Raw genomic sequence first — 18,729 nt, 5'->3', positions numbered from 1 at the left:
TTTAGCCCTTTTTTCACGCTGGGGAACGCTTTTTTAAATCGATGCATATTTCACAATGGCTGCTTGACGCGTCATGTCGTGATACGCCACCCATAATTCATCACCAGGCAAGACGCTAGTGATTGGATCGATTGGCTGCTTCACTTCATACATGATGCCATCTCTCTCAACCTGAATGATCGCTAACGGCTGGTTGCCGATGACACCGGAAAATGTGACATGGGTCACTTTTGCACTTCCTTGTTTCTCTTGCATAAGACTGATTTCTTTATCCAGCTCTTCTTGTTTTGTCTGCATCGTGATTTGAGTTCCTGGCGCGACCTCCATATGGTCAGGGATGAATTGACTGACCGTTTTTGTGATGGATTGACCTCCGCTAGAAACCGTCACATCCAGCATAATAGGCTTTTGTTCATGGATGGCCATTGGATATTGCTTCACACGCTGGATCGTTCCTGTTAACGTCACGTCTTTCCTCGCACGATTCCGCACTTCATGCCCATAGGCTGCCATTTTCAACTGACCGCTGATGACAACGAGATCGGCTTTTTCTCCTGTTCTAAACTCAAAACCAGCGGCTTGAATCATCGGAATGGTATACCTTTTCTGATCTGCTTCAAATGTAAGTGATAAGACGGTGCCTCGTCCTACGGTTCCATATGATTCTATGTTTCTTAAAATAGCGCCTTTGATGAACTTTGGCTCGCTCGGCTGCGAGAAGTCACCCTCTTTTAAGAGCATTGCTTTTTTCTTTTTCGGATTGTAGAGAATGGCGATACGCTGACCCGGTTGCGGTATCTGAGTATAGGATACAACCGTTTTAACCGCCTTCTCGATATTTTCCCCATCATATTGAAATTGAAGCTGCATGTTGACCAGCGGCTGTTCATTGATGTAGGTACCCGTTTCTTTGACAGATACAATATTGGCTTCTAATGTGACACTGTCCTTTATCTTGTTCTTTCTCACCAGTCTCAAAATCGGCGGCAGGAAGATCGCTAGCACAAATAACAGCAGTGGGATAAAGAGCCATATCGCCCAGTTGAGAATGAGTGGTCCGCCCTTCATGACATATTGCATAAAGGTGTCAACAGACGTTTGGTGGGCTGGACTGGCATTTTCGATTGAGATGACCTTTTGCAAAGGGAATTCCTTTAGCTGTTTGCTTTTCGCCTCAAATGCCCCCGTTAATTGGTTGCCAAGTGAATAATAGAGCCAATCGCTCTTCACATTTTTATGAAAAGAGATATCTTCTTTTTGTAAAGATTCATATGACAACGACTGAAAAAGCTTGCTGGCAGACGTCGCCTTATTCGTGCGATGATTATAAATATAACCAGTCAGCTTGCCTTTTGCTTCGTCCTTTGCTGTAGAGCCTGCAAGAAGAACTTCTTCTTCATTCAGCTGGTAGATAAAGGTTTGGTAAATCGGTTTTGGTGTTGGGACGACTTCCCCAAGCCTTCCCTCTGCATCCACTTTCCTTGGTCTTTTTGGATAGTTGGATTCGACAGCGACAGCAACGTTTTGTGATGATCCGATCGTTTTTTGCAGCTGCTGCACGACTTTATCTTCAATGAGGCTAAACGGTTCAGCACTTTTGGAGACATAGACCCCAAGCTGATGTTTCTCGTTTGAGATTCCGCTGACATACGCCTTCTGGTCATTTTTCAAAGTCAATTCAAACATAGGGAATGGGGTCTGCCCTCTAAAAGAATTCATGACGACATCGATGGAAACAGGTCTTGCTGGCAGCTTCAGCTCGTTGAGATTGTGGACATGAAACTGACCATTCTTTAGCTCACCGAGGACCGCAGCAGCGCCTTCCTTTTCTCCTGTAAACAAGAGTCGTCCATTCCATTGATATGTATTCGTTTTTAAAAATGAGGGAATCTGTAATCTTTGCTTAACGAGTTCTTTCTTTGCTCCGCTTGGAGACAGTTTCTCGATCAACAGCTGCTCGTCTTTATTTTTTAAAGCAAGTAAGAGGTTGTTACCTTGAGTGGATGGCAGCATTTCATTAAACGTATCGCTTTCCGTGGTCCATTCACTGATTCTTTTTCCTGATTGAGGATCATACATTGCAAAATGGAGCTGCTGGTTTTTTGATACAGCACTCACCACTCGTTTTCCTTCATCGAATGTAAATATTTGTTTGACGTCATATTGCGTCGCTTTCCCTGCTGACAAATCATCTTGGTAATGGTTCCACACCAAGACACTAAGAATGATTGCTGGAATAAAGAAGACAATATACCTGAGGAAAATCACTGGTATTCTTTTCACTTGATCGCTTCCTTTCATGGAGTTCCTTTTTCTTATACGTCAGTGCAGCGAGAATGTTTCATGCTAGCAGAATACCATTCCAACTTTCTAAATCCATATTTTACATATTTGATTATTTACGATAAAATCCAATCAGATTCAAAAAAAGGATGTTATCTCAATGGATAAGCTATCATCGATCATTCTAGCGGCTTGGCTGCGTGTTCCCCGTTGGTTCAAGCAAGGGGTGCTCGTATCTATTACCATTTTCTTTTTTTATATGTGCTTTGTAAAGGGGCTGACTAGCTGGTACACCTTGCCGCCTGTTACTTTGCTCGCATGCGCCATTTGTTCCTTTTTCATCTGGATGGTGTGGCTAAACACTCAAAAAAACAAGTAAAAAGGAGAATTTCATGAAAGAATCCATCTTTTATTTTGCTATCTCTTTTGTTCTTCAATGGGTTTGGTTTGGGGTTGTGCATCCAGATAGAGGTGTGACACTGCTGGACATGTTGATCTTCTCTATTTTGTTTACGGTGATGTTCTTTTTTATTGGCCGGATTTGGAGGTATCAGAAGAAAGGGCGAAGTGAGTAATGATGAAGCATTCCCTCTTTCTGTCGATGAGTGTTCGTTGTTCTATTGTTGGCGGCGGATCTTTTTGAAGGGGATTTCATGCGGATGGTGTCCGCTTTTAACCTAAAAAAGGCTGCCAAATAGATGGCAGCCCGTTTCTTACTCTTTTCATGCAAATAAATAATCAATGTTTAATCTCCGTCACGGAGTGTATGAATTAAGATTCGATCATATCAGTGTGTCATATGTGTTCCGAGTGAACCTACGTTTGAAAGTAAACGCCATGGAAGTTCTGGATAACAAGACAACGAAAGCCCTACCTCTCATTCGTCCTTACGGCTCCGAAGCCGTGCCAGTGTGAATTGTAAATCAAAACGTCTTTTTTCCATTCTTCCGCTTTTATAGGGGGCGGTTGCAGAAGGAAAAGAATAAGTTTGTTCGCTTTGACAGCGTCTCGTTCTTATCAAGTAGAAGCTCTATTGCTTCTCATTATGTCATAGAAAAAAGAAAGTTTACTTTCTTTATTTATTTGCTATTTCAACACTTAATATAAAACTATAACACATTCCCCCAACTTACACAAGTGTTAAAGTGATAATTCTGCTGGTGTCCGGTTTCCTTCGTTCATATAACGAATGGAGGTTGGGTCAATCTTAAGGATCACTAGGTTTGGATCATCTTTTCCTTTAAACCATTTCTCCATCTCATCAGACCAAAGGCGGTCGATCAGTTCTGGATCATCAGTTAATGTGGCTTTACCTGCGATTTCTGCATATGTGTCCCCAAATCCTTCACCTGAATAACCAATGAGAATATGAACATTCGGATTTTTTTCAATCTCATCCGCTTTATGTGTTTCTTTGCTTGTTGGTGTATATAATGTCAGCCCTTCATGAAAAAAAGTCATATAGCGGGTATGCGGCTTATCTTGTTCAACAGTCGCCAATGTTCCGACTTTTTGTTCGTCTAATAAATTCATTACCTTTTGTTTTAACTCTTCTTGTGACATGTATCTTCACTCCTTCAAAATGTCATCCGTACTCTTAGGTTTCCACGACAATCCATTCATTAAACAAAGAAATGTGTTTTTCATAAAAAGACATCTTCTAGCTGATGCTATAAAAAACGGATACATTGAAAGGGGAAGTAGTTGAATATGCATCATGAAACGATGTTCCATTTGAGTTCACTTGTTATTGCAGCGGTTGTTGTGGGCATTATCATATGGTCTGTCTCATCTGTACAGAAGAATCGGAAGAAATACTAAACACACCGCCCAATCAAATCTGGGCGGCGTGCTATTGATCATGTATTCATAAAGGAACCGCCGTTGACATGAAGTGTCTGTCCCGTCATATAAGACGATTCGTCCGAAGCAAGCAGTACATAGCAGCCTACATGCTCCACAGGCTGTCCTGGTCTTCCCATTGGCGTCTCGGCACCGAAGCTTTCGACACTGTCTTCATCAAATGTAGATGGAATGAGCGGCGTCCAAATTGGACCGGGTGCTACACCGTTTACCCGAATTCCATCTTTCACAAGCGACTGTGCCATAGAACGAGTAAAGCCGTTGATGGCCCCTTTTGTCGCTGTATAATCAATCAGTACCTTGTTGCCTCGATACGGGTTAATAGATGTTGTATTAATAATGGAACTTCCCGGTTTTAAGTAATCGAGTGCCTTCTTCGTAAAATAAAAATAGGAATAGAAATTGGTTCTAAAGGTTTGGTGAAGCTGTTCACTAGAAATATCTTGAATACGTTCTTTCGGATGCTGTTCGGCCGCATTATTGACTAAGATGTCCAGCTGTCCAAAGGCTTCAACTGTCTTTTCTACCGCTTTCTCACAAAAGGCTTCGTCCCCGACATCCCCTGCAATTGTTAAACATTTGACGCCTTCCTGTTCTACACGTTTTTGCGTATCCTCTGCATCCTCATGTTCATTTAAGTATACGATCGCGACATGAGCTCCTTCTTTGGCATACGCAACAGAAACGGCACGTCCAATTCCGCTGTCTCCACCTGTAATCAGCGCTACTTTTCCTTTTAGCTTACCAGACCCTTTATACGATTCATCCTCATAGATCGGCGCAGGATTCATTTCTCTTTCACTGCCCGGCTGCTGATCCTGCGTTTGGCGCGGAATGCCATTTGTTAAGTATTCACGTAAATCCATGTGTAAGCTCCTCCTTGATTTGTTGATGTATCCTTTCATTACCACTTCATTTTTTCACTCAAACATCCCTATGCGTCATCGATGCGTTTTGAAAACTGACAGGTTTCATGATGGGAAAAATCGGTTACATAAACATAAAAAAGGAGCGTTCTCACATGCTGTCAACCATTTCTAAAACCTTTAGCAGACCAAAAGGCTGGCTCGGAAGCATCGCAGGTTTTATTATGGCAAATGAAAATAAGGCACTGAATCAATGGGCGATCCAGCATTTAGATTTATCAGATGGTGAAAACATATTGGAAATAGGCTATGGCCCCGGCTATAGCATCAAACATATGCTCAAGCATTTTGACGATCTTCACATTGATGGACTAGATGCTTCTTCAACTATGAAGGAACAGGCGCATTCGCGTATAAAGAAACGATCCAAAGAGAAGCAGGTCCGGCTGTATGTCGGGAAAATTGAAAAAACACGCCTGCCGGCGGATCAGTATGACAAAGTACTTTCTGTTAACAATTATACGATTTGGGATGACCCAAAGGCTGGCGCACTCAACCTTTATCACACCTTGAAGCCGGGTGGAACACTCGTCATTGTGATGCAACCAAGAGAAAAAGGAGCGGACGCCAATCGGACAAAAGAAATGGGCGAAAGCATCCTCAATGACTTAGAATTTGCTGGATTTGATCAGTTTTCTGTTGAATATGAGGAGATTCGTCCCACCCTCGCTGTCTGTGTCACAGCAAAAAAGCCGAGAAGCGAATAAGCTCTCGGTTTTTTTCTTACCATTTTGCCTCTTTGACAAATTGATAAAAAAGTTGATGTAATTTCTGTTCAATCTCTTCCTTTGTTCCTTGTCCATAAAGCGCCATGCTTTCTTCGCTTTCAATGATGGATGAACTGATTAGGCTAAACATTTCGGACCCTTCTTTGCCAAGCTCTAGCGGCGCCAGCATGAGGAGCATTCTGGACATAAGCTGCTGCCCGCCATCCATGCTTTTGATCTCGTATGCCTCATCAAGATCATAGATATGAAAGACCGGTTTCTTAATGAGATCATGCTTTAAGTGAAAAAGAGCAAACTCGGTTCCTGGAATGCCTAAACCACCTTGCTGCTCACGCTCAAGCAAACCGGCTGTCACTTCGTCTGCACGTTCTAAATAGCCTTGACTTTCAACCTGACGCATCAGCGCTCTCATTGTTGACTCATGCTGCTCCGTCGTCTTCTTTTTTTCGATTGTAAAATGGGACAAGATGCTGCGAATCACTGACATATAATTCGTGATTTGCTCTGCCATCCCTATCATATCAACCTTTTCCTCCACCGATTCTTTTGCAGATTCCTGCGCTCTTTTTTTCTCAATCAGATAAGGAATTTTTCGTTTAATATGAGACTTGACCCGCACTGCGTCATCCTCGTTTAAGAGCGGGCTGACCATAATGTAATCAATATGCTCATAGGGGATCGGCACGGTTGATACGATCATGTCATAGCTTGCAGCGTCGATTTCCTTTAGCTCCATTAAGGAAGATAGATCGAATTTGGCAATCTCAGGCAATTCTTTTTTTAATCGTGATGCGAGCATTTTTGACGAACCGATACCACTTGAGCAAACGACCAATGCATGAATCTTGGTTTCTTCTTTTTTAATTTCAAGCACCGAACCAAAGTGAAGCACGATAAAGGCAATTTCATCCTCAGGAAATTCGATCTCAGGAAAGAAGCGCTCCACACCTTCTTCAATCGCCATGAACAGCAAGAAGTAGTCTTTTTTTATTTGTTGTGTGAGCGGATTGTAAATCCGCATCTTTTCTTTTAATCGGTTCATAGCTGGTTCAAGATGAGACACGAGTCCCTCATACAATGAATCGTTTTCATTTAAATGATAGCCTGTTTTATGAGAAATAAAGTCAATGAGTTTCTTCGTTCTCAGCGCGATATCTAACTCAATCTCATCAATGCGGTATTCTGCCGTAAAGCTTCGATTTGCACTGCGCAAATGGATGGTCATGTATCCAACTTCAGCTTCAGGAATCTCTACATTAAACATGCGTTCTAATGCTCGTGCGATTCTGAGTGAAGATTCAAATTCCTTCGTCCGCTTTAATTCAAGCAATTCTTCCTCTTCCATCCGAATGGTTTCACCGATTTGAATGCGTTCAATGGCATAGGTTAAGTGAACGACAAGTGCAATATAGGCACTATCTGACAACGAGAGAGAGAGTCTGTTTTTCAAATGAAAGAGCAGCCTTTCTACCTTGAGCAACTGTCCTCGACTGACTACCCCAAATACCTTTTCAGTCGCTTTCGTTCGATGTTTAATATTCATCTCAATCGTTTCGAGAAATAATTGAATGTCGAGACGGTCAACGATCAGGTTCCCGACAATTTTTCGTTTGGCTTCCTCCGGTCCTTTTAATTCAATACCGTACCCACGCTTGCGGATAAGCAGTAAACCGTAAGGAGCGATCCAGTCCGTCAGTTCATCTAAGTCGTAACTGATGGTCGCATTTGTGACCTGCAAGTCGGCTGCAAGTGTATATAATTTCACCGGTTCTTTTGCTTCAAGTAGGGCACACAGGATTAAGAGCTTCCGTTCATCAGAACTATATTCAATTTGGTCTTCATTTGAAATATGAGACAGAAGCCGCTGTTTGTCTTCCTGTTCACCGACCGCCTTCAAGCCCTTCCCCGGCTGTTTATCAAGTGATAGGTTGTAATTCTTTAAAATAGGTTTAATGGATTTAAGTTCTCTATGAATGGTTCTTGTACTTACTTGAACAGAATCGGCGATCTCACGAATGGTGACATAACGATTTTGCTGAATCATATATTTGATCACTTTCTGTTCTCGTGCCGTTATGTACATGAAATGCCTCCTTCTGCTTAAATAGGTCTATTGTCACACTTTAATATAAAACGCTTTCACTGATCGATGCAACCTGAAGTTGATCTAAATTTGGCACACAGGCTGTGACAAAATGAAAGACTCAAACGTTTCTCCAAAAGGAAGGTCCATAATCCTTTTGATGAAATTGAATCGTTTGTTCATGAAATGGCAGTGTGCCCCCGACCTTTAATGAATAGGTAGGGTTATAGACGGGAGAGCCAAAGCAATACTCCATCGTCCCTTCCTCCGGCCGAAACATGACGGTTCGCATCGTCCCAAACAGCTCTTCATAATTGTGCACAGTCAGACCAGCAGGGTATTCTGCCTGAAATAGTTCCGTAAGAGACTCGCTTGACGGCTGTTCTTCTAAAGCTTGAATTAACATGTCGTACCTGACAACAGAATGATGTTTCGTCAACCCTTTTGCCGTGTGATCAGCAAGCGGATGGTTCGTAGCCGCAATAAATCCACGCTCCGGCCTTCTCACCTTTTTTTGCCCATCAATCATTTCAATCACAGCCGCCTCTCCCTTCCGGTCGGCAAGCATAAGGTGAACATTAGACGCGACGGGCATTTCCTGTACCAAACGGACGGCATCCTCCACCGTTTTACAGGACTCTAGCACAGCACGAATGACATGATATACTTGCAAGCCAGCAACAGCCGGCGGCTTTAAGCCTGGTTCGTTGCCAATAGGCGGACCACATGCAGAAAATGTCACCGATAGACCATGTTCATTCATCCCATCTGATCGACCAAATAAGATTAATGATGAGCCTGTATGGACTGCTGAGCCCTTCACATGTGTAGATACAAGACGCATATCATCAAACAGCGGAGAAAAATCATAGTTGCGCAGCATCACCGTCTGTTGATTGGCAGCCTCATTCCCCTGCATCACACAATGGGAACAGCCTGGCTGAAGATGCGAAGAATAGAAAAAGGTCAAATCGCTTTCATCTATTTGCATTTCATCACAAAATCCCGAGAGCTCTTCTTCTAACTGAGGAAGAAATGGTCGAATCAGCTGCTTTGTTTCCTTCACAGCCTCTTTTGATAACGGCTCTGATTGAATGTATTGTTTCTTAAGCAAAGGGCGCTCCTTCAGCCAAATAGCCTGCTGTTTTCCTACCTCATAAGCTGTTCCTTTCAATTCATGAAAATACGCACTCATCTCCTGCATGCATCCACCTCTTTTGTCTTAGTTTCTTTTATCATATCGAAACAGCCCTTCATTTAAAAGAATGAAAAAAACTGTAATCCCGCGGGATCACAGTTGCTTAGCGGATTTTTGAAACAGCGCTTCTGCCATTGCTTCATATCCTTTGTGGTTCGGATGAAATTGATCAATCGATAAGTATGCGCTTTGATGACCTTCAAATACACCGTAAATATCCACCACTTCTACATGTGGATTCGTAGCAAGCTGGCGAAGGTGATAGTTGTATTGCTTCAGCCATCTCTCGGCGATCGGAATCTCAGGAAAAGGATTATATAAATTCAATAAATATACGCAGTATGGTTGATGCTGCCCTCTTTTTATCAGAGCGATTTCTTGAACCATTTTGCTAAAATTCGCCTGACAATGCATAGACGCTTGCAGCAGTTTCTTTTCATCTTCACCTTTTTCATACTGCAGAACAGCTTGAACAAGATCATTCCCGCAGCCTGTGATGGTGATGATGTCAGTATGAGCAATCGCCCGTCTTACATCAGACCGCTGAAAAAGCTGCAAGATTTCTTCCGTTGTTAACCCTGATTTCGCAAATACAGACAGTTTCACCGGTATATGCAGCTTCTTTTCAAGCTTCGCCGCATATCGCTCCGTAAAACCGCCGCCAAATAAACGTGCCCCCACCCCAACCGTTAAGGAATCTCCAATCGCAACATAGGATCGTCCCACTCTTATCCCTCACTCTCTCCTGCCTTCTCTTATATATACGAAAAAGAAGAAGAAATGCTTGTAGCAGATGGCTTAAAGGCATCCACCTTTTTTTCAAAAACGCAGGATGAGCGCATTTACAAACACTTTACTTGCGATATCGATCCATTTTTTGTTCAATGGAAGTAGGGTTTTTTGCTTAAATCGCGGACTTGAAGCGTTTCAGAAAAATTTACAAACTTTTTATCTTGATTTCAAGACTTTATACCTTGACTTCAAACTATATAGTGATTACAATGAAAATATCAGTTTTTATGTAACTGTGCTTGTTACATCTTTTTCATAGCATTCCAATATGATTAAAGATGCCACATATTCAGTGTATCTTTGGGATACGCTAAAAAAATCATTGAAACAGGAAGGATTGAATGAACATGGCAAAAGTTTTATACATCACTGCACATCCGCATGATGAAACAGTTTCTTACAGTATGGCTACTGCTAAAGCATTTATCGAGTCTTATAAGGAAGCAAATCCAAGTGACGAGGTTGTACATATCGATTTGTACAAAGAAAACATTCCTCACATTGATGCAGATGTATTCGCTGGATGGGGCAAGCTTCAATCTGGTGCTGGCTTCGATACACTTTCAGCTGAAGAGCAAGCGAAAGTTGCTCGCCTAAACGAATTAAGCGATCAATTCGTTTCTGCTGACAAATACGTATTTGTTTCACCACTTTGGAACTTCTCATTCCCACCAGTTCTTAAAGCATACATCGACTCTGTTGCTGTAGCTGGTAAAACATTCAAATACACTGAGCAAGGTCCTGTTGGATTACTAACAGACAAAAAAGCGCTACACATCCAAGCACGTGGCGGATACTACACTGAAGGTCCTGCTGCTGAACTAGAAGCAGGTCACCGTTACCTTGGAACAATTGCAAACTTCTTCGGTATTCCTTCTTTCGAAGGTCTTATTGTTGAAGGTCACAATGCTGAGCCTGCAAAAGCAGAACAAATTAAAGCAGATGCGATCGAACGTGCAAAAGCTTTAGGTAAAACTTTCTAATCATGAACACGCAAAAAGCCAATGATCTTAACGATCATTGGCTTTTTATTTGTTCAGTTGTAAAACCTAATTCTTTTGAAATGCCGCTGGCCGCTTTTTTGACCTGCTCAATTAAATAAGGAAGCCGTTCCTTTTGATAGCCGGCCTCAAACCCTGCAATACTAATGCCTGCTGCCACTTCTCCGTGATGATTAAAAATGGGCGCTCCAATAGCCGCAGTATAGTTTTCAAGCTCTGAATAGCTTAACGTATATCCACGCCTGTTTGATTCTTCGATCATGTTTCGCAGGACATCTTTATCGGTAATGGTTCCGATCCCGATTTTCCCGAGCTCTACCGAATCAATATAGGCAAGTCTCTCTTCCTCTGGCAAAAAGGAAAGAATACTTCTCGCACAAGCTCCCGCATATAATGGGGATCTTCTTCCGACAGCGGTATAGAGCCGGACAGGCTGCGTTCCTTCCATTTTCTCCACATAAATGGCTTCATCTCCTTCACGAATAATGAGCTGAACAGCCTCACCTACCTCATCACGCAAGTTTTCCATAAAGGGCCTTGCAATTCTACGGATATCAAGGCGGTCTGCGACAAGCTGACCGTATTCAAGGAACATCAATCCTAATCGGTAAACACCTGAAGGATGCTTTTCTAATAACCCCATATCGGCTAACGAGTTGGCCATTCGGTGTACAGATGTTTTGGGCATGCTCGAGAGCTCAATCATGTCATTTAACGTTAATTGTTCGTGTGTGATAAAAAGCCGTAATATCTCCATTGATTTCACAACGGTTTTATTTGTGTTCTGCATGTTTCTCACCTTTTCTAAAACGAAAATGCTTCGAGTTTTAATCTTGCCGTCAGGTCCTTCATCTCTGCTTCTTGTGTGAATAAGGCTTGCTCTGCTTCTTGGCGGCCAATTTGTTGAAACGTGAGATTCGCTCCAGGCATCGCCTGCGCAATGAGCGGCAAATCGACTGTTGCCACCTCACCAATACGAGGATATCCACCTGTCGTTTGACGATCTGCGAGCAGAATAATCGGCTGGCCGTCAGGAGGTATTTGAATAGAGCCAAAAGCAACCGCTTCTGAAATCAATTCAAGTTTTTGCTTTAAACGAATCGGTTCCCCTTTCAATCTGCATCCCATACGATCAGATTGGGGAGTGACCTGATAAGACCGTTCAAAAAAAGCTTGTTGCGATTCTTCCTGAAAATGAGATAGATGTCTGCCTGCCAGCACCCGAATGACTGGTGATTTCCCGAGAGGCAAAAAATGCGCATGATTGACTGTCCAGTCTGGCGCACGTTCCCCTTTGCTTTTTAACATGTGAACGAGGCGCTCCGCCAGTGATGACGGTTCTCCCATTGGCAGGACGTCTCCTTTTTCTAGCGGACGCCCTTCTATCCCGCCTATCTTCGCTCTGACATACGTACTTTTACTTTTCATCACCGGCTCAACATCAAATCCACCGGCTACAGCGAGGTAGGAGCGGCATCCCCTCTTACAAGGGCCAAAGGTGATCGTGCTTCCTGCTCGAATGAAGAGTGGTTTCCATAGAGGCGCTCGTTCCCCGTCAATCTCAATCTCCACATCAGCACCAGTCACGGCGATCAGCTGATCCTTCTGACATGTAAACACTGGACCGAGCCCCATTAAAGTGATTTCCAGCACCGCTTCGTTTTCTTGATTCCCGGTGAGGATGTTGGCGATTCGGAGTGAGAGCGGGTCCATGCCGCCGCTCGTTAACACACCGTACTTCTGATAGCCTATTCTCCCTTTATCTTGAATGGTGGTGAACATTCCTGGCTTGATGACATGCATACTCAACGATCTTCCTCCTTCATGCTGAAAAATTCCTTTTCAGACAGTTGAACAAATCGAACCTCGTCCCCTGCCTTTAGTAGACTAGGTCTCTCAGCATTCGGCCGAAATAAGGACAAAGGGGTTTGTCCAATGAGCTGCCAGCCTCCGGGTGTAGATATCGGATAAACCCCTGTCTGCTTCCCCGCAATACCCACAGATCCTTTTGGAATCGACATTCTTGGTGTTTGTCTGCGCGGAGCTGCAATTTTTTCAGAAAGTCCGCCTAAAAACGGGAACCCAGGAGCAAACCCAATCATATAGACAAGATACGTTCCGGAGGTGTGAATGCGTACAACTTCTTCAGGCGTTAAATCATTGATACGGGCGACTTCTTCTAAGTCAGGACCGAGCTCTCCTCCATAACATACAGGAATGTCGACGATCCGGCGCTTTGCCTGATTCCCCTCCTGCCAGTTGTCTTCAAGGAGGTTTTCAATATAGTCTTTGACCCATTCATACGGAGAGATCGCACGTTGCTTAAGCTGAGCAGATTGATACACCTTATAGGGCTCATAAAAGACGGTCACGTTTGTAAAAGCTTGAACAGCTTCCACATATCCTTCAAATGGATGCTGTTCAATACATGAAAACAGCTGCTTCACACGCTCATGAATGTCTTCACTTATATCAGTCCCGGCTTGGATGACAATGGCTGCGTCTCCTAGCGGGTGGAACGTGATCGTATCTTTTATCGTTGAAAATGCCACTCTTATGACACCTCTCTTTCTACAGGACACCGAGCTTTTGATCTCTTACATCTGTTATAAACATATGACCGGGTGCATGGGTGATCGCAATGTCTGGCTTAGTGTGCATGACGATGGCTTGCGGCGTCACACCACATGCCCAAAACACCGGAACTTCCCCTTCTTTGATCACAGATGGTTCTCCAAAGTCTGGTTGATCTACATGTTCAATGCCAATCACAGCTGGATCACCTATATGGATAGGACCGCCATGTACCGATGGGAATCTAGACGTCACCTGAACACTTCTTGTGACTTGATGCGCTGGGATCGGCCTCATACTGACAACCATCGGACCATGGAATACACCTGCCCTTTCACATGGAATGTTCGTTTGATACATTGGGACATTATGACCGTCTTCAATATGGCGGACAGGAATGTCATTCAGCATGAGTGCATGCTCAAACGTAAAGCTGCATCCGATGAGAAAGCCCACCATATCATCCTCCCAATAGGAAGAAATATCTGTTATCTCTTCTTGAAGAACCCCTTTTTTGTAAACACGGTATTTAGGGAAATCCGTTCGAATATCGGCATCAGGTGCTGAACGCCTTGGCACTGGATCACCTGGGTCGAGCACATCAAGCAAAGGACACGAAGCCGGATTCCGCTGACAAAATAAAAGAAAATCGAAGGCCAGCTCTTTTTTGACGATCATTAAGTTGGCTTGAGCAAATCCCTCAGCAAAGCCAGCCGTTGGTCCTGTGATCTTCTGCTTACGAATCAATTCCCTTATTTGTGACGGCTTATAGGTTTGATATGCTTTCATGTGATCAGCTCCATAGTTTTGGAATTTCATTCATGATGGTATATCCGCCCATGATTGCCATGATGACAACAACAAACGCACCTGTTGCTGTCAAAAAGAATGGATGGCGATAATCACCGACAATTTCTTTTTTATAAGCAGCAATCAGCAATGTTCCTAGTGCAAGCGGCAAGATCAATGCATTGATGGCCCCAACCAAAATCAATATGTTCACAGGTCTTCCAATCGTTATAAAACAAATGGTCGAGAGCGCAATGAATCCAACGATAATGCCTCGTTGATTTTTCTCGATTTTTGGTGAGAAGGTTTTAAAGAAGGAAACGGAGGTGTATGCTGCTCCAATGACTGAGGTAATGGCAGCAGCCCACATAATAATCCCGAACATTTTATATCCAACATTTCCAGATGCTAATTGAAAAACAGACGCAGGCGGGTTCGACGGATCAATCTGTAAGCCTTTTGAGACAACTCCTAGAACGGCTAAAAATAAAGCCACACGCATCACGGATGTGATCAAAATACCGAAAATGGAACTTTTCGTCACTTGCGGCAATGCTTCCTTCCCCTTAATGCCAGCATCCAGCAGACGATGACCACCAGCAAAAACGATATAACCACCAACTGTCCCGCCGACAAGTGTGACAATGGATAACATGTCAATTTTCTCTGGCACGAAAGTTCTCATGACCGCTTCTCCAACTGGCGGTGCTGTGGAAATAGCCACATACAGCATCAGACCAATCATGACAAAACCAGCGATTTGTGTGAATCGGTCCATCGCTTTCCCTGCCTCTTTGATGACAAAAATGAGAATGGCAATGACTGCACTGAGCCCAGCCCCTATGCGGGGATCGACGCCGAATATGACCTGAAAACCGAGACCTGCACCAGCGATATTTCCAATATTAAAGGCAAGACCCCCAATGACAATCAAACAGGCTAACACATATCCGAGCCCCGGCAGAACCATATTGGCAATGTCCTGTCCTCTTTTTTCCGAGACGGCAATGATACGCCATACATTTGTTTGCGCAAAAATGTCTAGCAAAATGGAAATCAAGATGACAAACCCAAAGCTAGCTGCGAGCTGCTGTGTGAACACCGTTGTTTGTGTTAAAAATCCCGGTCCAATGGCGGACGTTGCCATTAAAAAGGCTGCGCCCATCAGCATAGAACGGTTCCCTTTTGGAGCTTTCATCTGTTTGGCTTTCTCTCTTTTCATGCTGTTTCCCCCTTTGATGACGATTTATCGAAAGGCCTTGAGTTGAATAGTGGCTTCTTTTAGCTTCGCTGTAATGGTTTTTGCAAATTGAAGCGCGTGACTGCCATCCCCGTGGATGCACACCGTATCTGCTTTGAGCTGAACATCTTCCCCTTGCACTGTACGCACTTTTCCCTCTCTTACCATACGGATGACCTGCTGAACCGCCCTTTCATCCTCTTCAATAAGTGCATGAGGTTCACGGCGGGATGTCAGTGTCCCGTCTGGTTGATACGTCCGATCAGAAAAAACTTCATGTGCCACTTGAAGACCGATTCTTTCCCCTGCTGACGCAAGTTCACTGCCTGACAGCGCAAATAACACAAGGTTAGGATCAATATCATACACAGCCTTCGCAATGTATTCAGATAATTCAGTATTTTTAGCCGCCATGTTGTAAAGGGCGCCATGTGGTTTGACGTGCTGCATCATGCCGCCTTCTGCTTTCAGAAAAGCTGATAGTGCACCAATTTGATAGATCACAAGATCATAGGCTTCCTCTGCTGAGATCGCGATTGGACGTCTGCCAAAACCGACTAAATCTTGCAGACCTGGATGTGCACCAATTTGGACCCCTTTATCCAATGCCATTTTAACCGTCTTTCTCATCACAGTTGGATCTCCCGCATGAAAACCGCATGCAATATTGGCTGAGGTAACATATTCAAGAATTTGTTCATCTGAACCGATGGTGTATTGACCAAAACTTTCTCCCAAATCACAGTTAATATCCACTTGGTACATAGGACCCCTCCTTGTCGTTCCGAATTGCGGAATAGAAAGTCCGAATATTCGAATTTATATTGATTATACCAACTTTGGATAGACTGCACATGAAATTGTCAGAAAATATAACAATAGAACTAGGAGAAAACAAAAAAAGTGAGAGGTGATGTCCTCTCACTTTTTCTACTCGTTTATTTAGACAGCACCCAATGTTGTATGGCTTTTGCTACCCCGTGCTCTGTATTAGGAGCCGTAATCCAATCAGCCGCTTCTTTCACAACTTCTTGTGCATTGCCCATTGCAATGCCTAATCCGGCTTCTTGAATCATCGCCATATCATTCAGACTGTCGCCAAGTGACATGACGTTGTCCATTGTGCAACCAATGCGTTCTGCTACTTTTGCAAGAGCTGCCGCTTTGTTAATGCCTGCTGCATTGACTTCGATATTGGTTGGACTGGAATTCGTGATTTCTAGCTGTCCATTTGTTTTCAATGTATGGAGGACTTCCTCACGAACAGCATCGTCATGAATATCAAAACCAAATTTCAACCATTCGTGGTCATGAATGCGTTCTGGGAATTCTCCTCTCCACACTTTATCCACAGTAGATGCCCAGTAATCGGTTTCGTATCTGTTTTTTAGATCCCACATCATCTGAACGTGATCGGGATGCAGCAGTTCCCGTTCAATCAACTGGAAGTTTGAATCCCAAATTTCACTTCCGTTCGCTGTGACAAGATAAGAAGAGAGTTTCAGCGGCTCGACCAGCTCTCGGCATGTCATCAGCGTACGTCCTGTGCTAATCACCACATGGACCCCTTTGGCTTCTGCTTCTTTAATGGCTTGTTTATTTTCCTCAGGAATGACGTGCTCACTGTTTAACAGCGTGCCATCCATATCAATGGCAATCAATCGGATGTCTTTCTTATCAGCTTGTGTTGACAAATTGAGTACCCCACTTTGTATCATTTTTTGAATCTATCTTTATTTTAATATAAAGATGAAGATGGCACAAAGGGACGAGTTTGATCCCAAAGAAAAAAGACCTTGTGACAGGTCTTTTTTCTTCTTCTTAACGTTCACATGCGATGCCGTCTTTATCACGGTCAAGGTGTTTATTTTTTAAGTAAAGTGCTTTTGATACATAAGGCTTGTACTTCGTTTTTCCACCTTTGTTTTTCGTATTTTTGCTTTTTGCCACGCCGCCTTTATACACTTTGTTGAGTGCTTTGCAGTTTTTGTACTTGACTGTCTTTGCATCCGCTGTGTGAGTGTCAACTTGTGTAAAGCTAAGTAAAAGACCGAAAGATATGACAGCCACCATGATTTTTTTCAACATGTAAGTTCCCTCCTATTTTTCTCATTTTACATTTTTATCATATGTCACCACATTTTGTTTTTCAAGACGATTGAGGTAGGAATATTGTTTTTTTTGGAATTAAATGAATCTTATTGCCTATGTGGTAAAATGAGTGGGAAACCTTTCCGGTTTTGACACGTATATGAAGAGAGGAGCTTTCCACATGAAAATGAAATATACCATTCTATATGTAAACGATGTTGAAGCAAGTATTCAGTTCTACCATCATATCCTCGGTTTCCCGATTAAATTAAGAGTTGAATCCTATGTTGAGTTTGATACAGGAGAAGTGACCTTATCGATTAATTCACGCCAAGATGTGAAAGAGTCACTTGGTCTGCCTGTTCCAGAGGCAGTTAGCTCGTCACAAACGTTTGAGATTGGCTTTGTTGTGGATGATGTGAATGAAACAATTGCATCCTTGAAGGAAAAAGGAGTACCTGTCATCAAGGAACCTGACAAGAAGCCGTGGGGACAAACGGTCAGTTATGTGTCTGATCCTGATGGACATTTCATTGAAATATGTGATGCGGTCTCCTAATAGCTGTCTGAAGGAGTGAAGCATAATGAGAAAGAAACATGCTTTTTTTGCTGGTGTTTGCTCCATGCTGTTGATTTGCAGTGCGGCGCTCATATTACAGCACCATGAATGGATTGGGTTTGTCAGTGGTGGAATCTCTATTATTGCGTTCGTTGCATCTGGATTTCTTATGGGTGCATGGACCAACGGGGAAGAGGCACGAGCGGCATATCACTCTGAAACAAAAGAACACCGGATGTTTCGTCTTGATACGGCTTTTCTTTTCATCATCTTTGCCCTTCCGCATATGGGTGCAGCACTGTTGTATGTTTTTATGTAAATAGTTGATTTGGTTCAAAGGAGTAATTAACATGGCTGTTTTTGTCTTATTCGTTGTATTTGGTTTACCTATGATCTCTGTGCTGATTGGTATTTTCGGCACATTGTTTTTAAAGAACATTTGGTTTCCTACATTGATTGTGCTGGTTGCGAGTGTGATTCTGATGTTCACCTCTATTGGTGGAAATGAATCTTTTCTCATTTGGGTCATCATTTACACAGTCTGTGCATTTCTCGGTGCATTCATTACAAAGCGATTCAAAGCTGTTTCATAAATACTCATC

General features: G+C 43.1%; 21 protein-coding genes. 7 read left to right on the top strand and 14 right to left on the bottom strand.

Annotation, left to right across the window (positions count from 1 at the left end; all coding sequences use genetic code 11):
• Positions 1-33: 33 nt before the first annotated feature.
• Positions 34-2,283: a hypothetical protein gene (locus NST73_RS02410; protein ID WP_342499352.1), complete on the bottom strand. Its 2,250-nt coding sequence runs from the start codon at positions 2,281-2,283 to the stop codon at positions 34-36.
• 160 nt (positions 2,284-2,443) lie between these two features.
• Between NST73_RS02410 and NST73_RS02405 the strand changes: the two genes are divergently transcribed.
• Positions 2,444-2,662 carry a hypothetical protein gene (locus NST73_RS02405; RefSeq protein ID WP_335350132.1) on the top strand — a complete coding sequence of 73 codons (219 nt, stop codon included), beginning with the start codon at positions 2,444-2,446 and terminating at the stop codon, positions 2,660-2,662.
• A gap of 13 nt (positions 2,663-2,675) precedes the next feature.
• Positions 2,676-2,858: a hypothetical protein gene (locus NST73_RS02400; protein ID WP_008347162.1), complete on the top strand. Its 183-nt coding sequence runs from the start codon at positions 2,676-2,678 to the stop codon at positions 2,856-2,858.
• Between the two features lie 565 nt (positions 2,859-3,423).
• Here NST73_RS02400 and NST73_RS02395 read toward each other — a convergent pair.
• Together NST73_RS02395 and NST73_RS02390 are read right to left on the bottom strand one after the other, a co-directional pair.
• On the bottom strand, positions 3,424-3,846 hold the full coding sequence (locus tag NST73_RS02395; RefSeq protein WP_008347166.1) for a pyridoxamine 5'-phosphate oxidase family protein: 423 nt from the start codon (positions 3,844-3,846) through the stop codon (positions 3,424-3,426).
• A 296-nt stretch (positions 3,847-4,142) separates the two neighbouring features.
• Positions 4,143-5,012, bottom strand: a complete 870-nt coding sequence (locus NST73_RS02390; protein WP_024720227.1) for an SDR family oxidoreductase — start codon at positions 5,010-5,012, stop codon at positions 4,143-4,145.
• Positions 5,013-5,167: 155 nt separating this feature from the next.
• Here NST73_RS02390 and NST73_RS02385 point away from each other — a divergent pair, with 155 nt between their 5' ends.
• The gene (locus tag NST73_RS02385; protein ID WP_045035030.1) at positions 5,168-5,779 is read left to right on the top strand and encodes a class I SAM-dependent methyltransferase; all 612 of its coding nucleotides are present in this window, start codon (positions 5,168-5,170) and stop codon (positions 5,777-5,779) included.
• Between the two features lie 16 nt (positions 5,780-5,795).
• On the opposite strand, the gene NST73_RS02380 is transcribed toward NST73_RS02385, so the two are convergent.
• The 3 genes from NST73_RS02380 to NST73_RS02370 all read right to left on the bottom strand — a co-directional run bounded on the left by NST73_RS02380 (position 5,796) and on the right by NST73_RS02370 (position 9,807).
• The gene (locus tag NST73_RS02380) at positions 5,796-7,883 is read right to left on the bottom strand and encodes a BglG family transcription antiterminator (protein ID WP_268358752.1); all 2,088 of its coding nucleotides are present in this window, start codon (positions 7,881-7,883) and stop codon (positions 5,796-5,798) included.
• Positions 7,884-8,004: 121 nt separating this feature from the next.
• The gene (locus tag NST73_RS02375) at positions 8,005-9,087 is read right to left on the bottom strand and encodes a C45 family peptidase (protein WP_193804098.1); all 1,083 of its coding nucleotides are present in this window, start codon (positions 9,085-9,087) and stop codon (positions 8,005-8,007) included.
• A gap of 87 nt (positions 9,088-9,174) precedes the next feature.
• Complete coding sequence (locus NST73_RS02370; RefSeq protein ID WP_342499351.1) at positions 9,175-9,807, bottom strand: GDSL-type esterase/lipase family protein; 633 nt, start codon at positions 9,805-9,807, stop codon at positions 9,175-9,177.
• Positions 9,808-10,220: 413 nt separating this feature from the next.
• Between NST73_RS02370 and NST73_RS02365 the strand changes: the two genes are divergently transcribed.
• Positions 10,221-10,856, top strand: a complete 636-nt coding sequence (locus NST73_RS02365; protein WP_024720223.1) for an FMN-dependent NADH-azoreductase — start codon at positions 10,221-10,223, stop codon at positions 10,854-10,856.
• A gap of 34 nt (positions 10,857-10,890) precedes the next feature.
• Here the strand turns inward: NST73_RS02365 and NST73_RS02360 are convergent, their stop codons facing one another.
• From NST73_RS02360 to NST73_RS02325, 8 genes are all read right to left on the bottom strand, one after another.
• A complete protein-coding gene (locus NST73_RS02360) occupies positions 10,891-11,664 on the bottom strand; it encodes an IclR family transcriptional regulator (RefSeq protein ID WP_268430341.1) in 774 nt (257 codons plus the stop codon).
• Positions 11,665-11,678: 14 nt separating this feature from the next.
• On the bottom strand, positions 11,679-12,683 hold the full coding sequence (locus NST73_RS02355) for a biotin-dependent carboxyltransferase family protein (RefSeq protein WP_335350129.1): 1,005 nt from the start codon (positions 12,681-12,683) through the stop codon (positions 11,679-11,681).
• Complete coding sequence (gene pxpB / locus NST73_RS02350; protein ID WP_024720220.1) at positions 12,680-13,426, bottom strand: 5-oxoprolinase subunit PxpB; 747 nt, start codon at positions 13,424-13,426, stop codon at positions 12,680-12,682. Before pxpB ends, NST73_RS02355 begins: the two co-directional genes overlap by 4 nt.
• A 19-nt stretch (positions 13,427-13,445) precedes the next feature.
• Positions 13,446-14,237: a putative hydro-lyase gene (locus NST73_RS02345; RefSeq protein ID WP_268362060.1), complete on the bottom strand. Its 792-nt coding sequence runs from the start codon at positions 14,235-14,237 to the stop codon at positions 13,446-13,448.
• Positions 14,238-14,241: 4 nt separating this feature from the next.
• Positions 14,242-15,459: an NRAMP family divalent metal transporter gene (locus NST73_RS02340; RefSeq protein ID WP_342499350.1), complete on the bottom strand. Its 1,218-nt coding sequence runs from the start codon at positions 15,457-15,459 to the stop codon at positions 14,242-14,244.
• Between the two features lie 24 nt (positions 15,460-15,483).
• Positions 15,484-16,242, bottom strand: a complete 759-nt coding sequence (locus NST73_RS02335; protein ID WP_342499349.1) for a 5-oxoprolinase subunit PxpA — start codon at positions 16,240-16,242, stop codon at positions 15,484-15,486.
• Between the two features lie 173 nt (positions 16,243-16,415).
• On the bottom strand, positions 16,416-17,171 hold the full coding sequence (locus tag NST73_RS02330) for a Cof-type HAD-IIB family hydrolase (protein WP_008347194.1): 756 nt from the start codon (positions 17,169-17,171) through the stop codon (positions 16,416-16,418).
• Positions 17,172-17,298: 127 nt separating this feature from the next.
• Positions 17,299-17,565 carry an excalibur calcium-binding domain-containing protein gene (locus NST73_RS02325; RefSeq protein WP_080964896.1) on the bottom strand — a complete coding sequence of 89 codons (267 nt, stop codon included), beginning with the start codon at positions 17,563-17,565 and terminating at the stop codon, positions 17,299-17,301.
• Between the two features lie 184 nt (positions 17,566-17,749).
• On the opposite strand from NST73_RS02325, the gene NST73_RS02320 reads away from it, so the two are divergent.
• The 3 genes from NST73_RS02320 to NST73_RS02310 are packed head-to-tail and all read left to right on the top strand — an operon-like array spanning position 17,750 to position 18,720.
• Positions 17,750-18,127, top strand: a complete 378-nt coding sequence (locus NST73_RS02320; RefSeq protein ID WP_212361768.1) for a VOC family protein — start codon at positions 17,750-17,752, stop codon at positions 18,125-18,127.
• Positions 18,128-18,152: 25 nt separating this feature from the next.
• The gene (locus tag NST73_RS02315; protein ID WP_017358499.1) at positions 18,153-18,446 is read left to right on the top strand and encodes a DUF5316 family protein; all 294 of its coding nucleotides are present in this window, start codon (positions 18,153-18,155) and stop codon (positions 18,444-18,446) included.
• A gap of 31 nt (positions 18,447-18,477) precedes the next feature.
• The gene (locus tag NST73_RS02310; protein WP_047946148.1) at positions 18,478-18,720 is read left to right on the top strand and encodes a DUF2651 family protein; all 243 of its coding nucleotides are present in this window, start codon (positions 18,478-18,480) and stop codon (positions 18,718-18,720) included.
• Positions 18,721-18,729: the final 9 nt, after the last annotated feature.

Origin of the sequence: Bacillus sp. FSL W7-1034, assembly GCF_038593365.1 — a bacterium.
Classification (GTDB): domain Bacteria; phylum Bacillota; class Bacilli; order Bacillales; family Bacillaceae; genus Bacillus; species Bacillus altitudinis.
This window is presented reverse-complemented; position numbering and strand designations above follow the sequence as displayed.

Excerpts from the sequence above, each read along its gene's own strand:
- NST73_RS02395 (WP_008347166.1), bottom strand. The coding sequence starts at position 3,846 with ATGTCACAAGAAGAGTTAAAACAAAAGGTAATGAATTTATTAGACGAA.
- NST73_RS02400 (WP_008347162.1), top strand. The coding sequence starts at position 2,676 with ATGAAAGAATCCATCTTTTATTTTGCTATCTCTTTTGTTCTTCAATGG.
- NST73_RS02335 (WP_342499349.1), bottom strand. The coding sequence starts at position 16,242 with ATGTACCAAGTGGATATTAACTGTGATTTGGGAGAAAGTTTTGGTCAA.
- NST73_RS02325 (WP_080964896.1), bottom strand. The coding sequence starts at position 17,565 with ATGTTGAAAAAAATCATGGTGGCTGTCATATCTTTCGGTCTTTTACTT.
- NST73_RS02345 (WP_268362060.1), bottom strand. The coding sequence starts at position 14,237 with ATGAAAGCATATCAAACCTATAAGCCGTCACAAATAAGGGAATTGATT.
- NST73_RS02365 (WP_024720223.1), top strand. The coding sequence starts at position 10,221 with ATGGCAAAAGTTTTATACATCACTGCACATCCGCATGATGAAACAGTT.
- NST73_RS02360 (WP_268430341.1), bottom strand. The coding sequence starts at position 11,664 with ATGCAGAACACAAATAAAACCGTTGTGAAATCAATGGAGATATTACGG.
- NST73_RS02380 (WP_268358752.1), bottom strand. The coding sequence starts at position 7,883 with ATGTACATAACGGCACGAGAACAGAAAGTGATCAAATATATGATTCAG.
- NST73_RS02385 (WP_045035030.1), top strand. The coding sequence starts at position 5,168 with ATGCTGTCAACCATTTCTAAAACCTTTAGCAGACCAAAAGGCTGGCTC.
- NST73_RS02340 (WP_342499350.1), bottom strand. The coding sequence starts at position 15,459 with ATGAAAAGAGAGAAAGCCAAACAGATGAAAGCTCCAAAAGGGAACCGT.
- NST73_RS02315 (WP_017358499.1), top strand. The coding sequence starts at position 18,153 with ATGAGAAAGAAACATGCTTTTTTTGCTGGTGTTTGCTCCATGCTGTTG.
- NST73_RS02390 (WP_024720227.1), bottom strand. The coding sequence starts at position 5,012 with ATGGATTTACGTGAATACTTAACAAATGGCATTCCGCGCCAAACGCAG.
- NST73_RS02310 (WP_047946148.1), top strand. The coding sequence starts at position 18,478 with ATGGCTGTTTTTGTCTTATTCGTTGTATTTGGTTTACCTATGATCTCT.
- NST73_RS02405 (WP_335350132.1), top strand. The coding sequence starts at position 2,444 with ATGGATAAGCTATCATCGATCATTCTAGCGGCTTGGCTGCGTGTTCCC.
- NST73_RS02320 (WP_212361768.1), top strand. The coding sequence starts at position 17,750 with ATGAAAATGAAATATACCATTCTATATGTAAACGATGTTGAAGCAAGT.
- NST73_RS02375 (WP_193804098.1), bottom strand. The coding sequence starts at position 9,087 with ATGCAGGAGATGAGTGCGTATTTTCATGAATTGAAAGGAACAGCTTAT.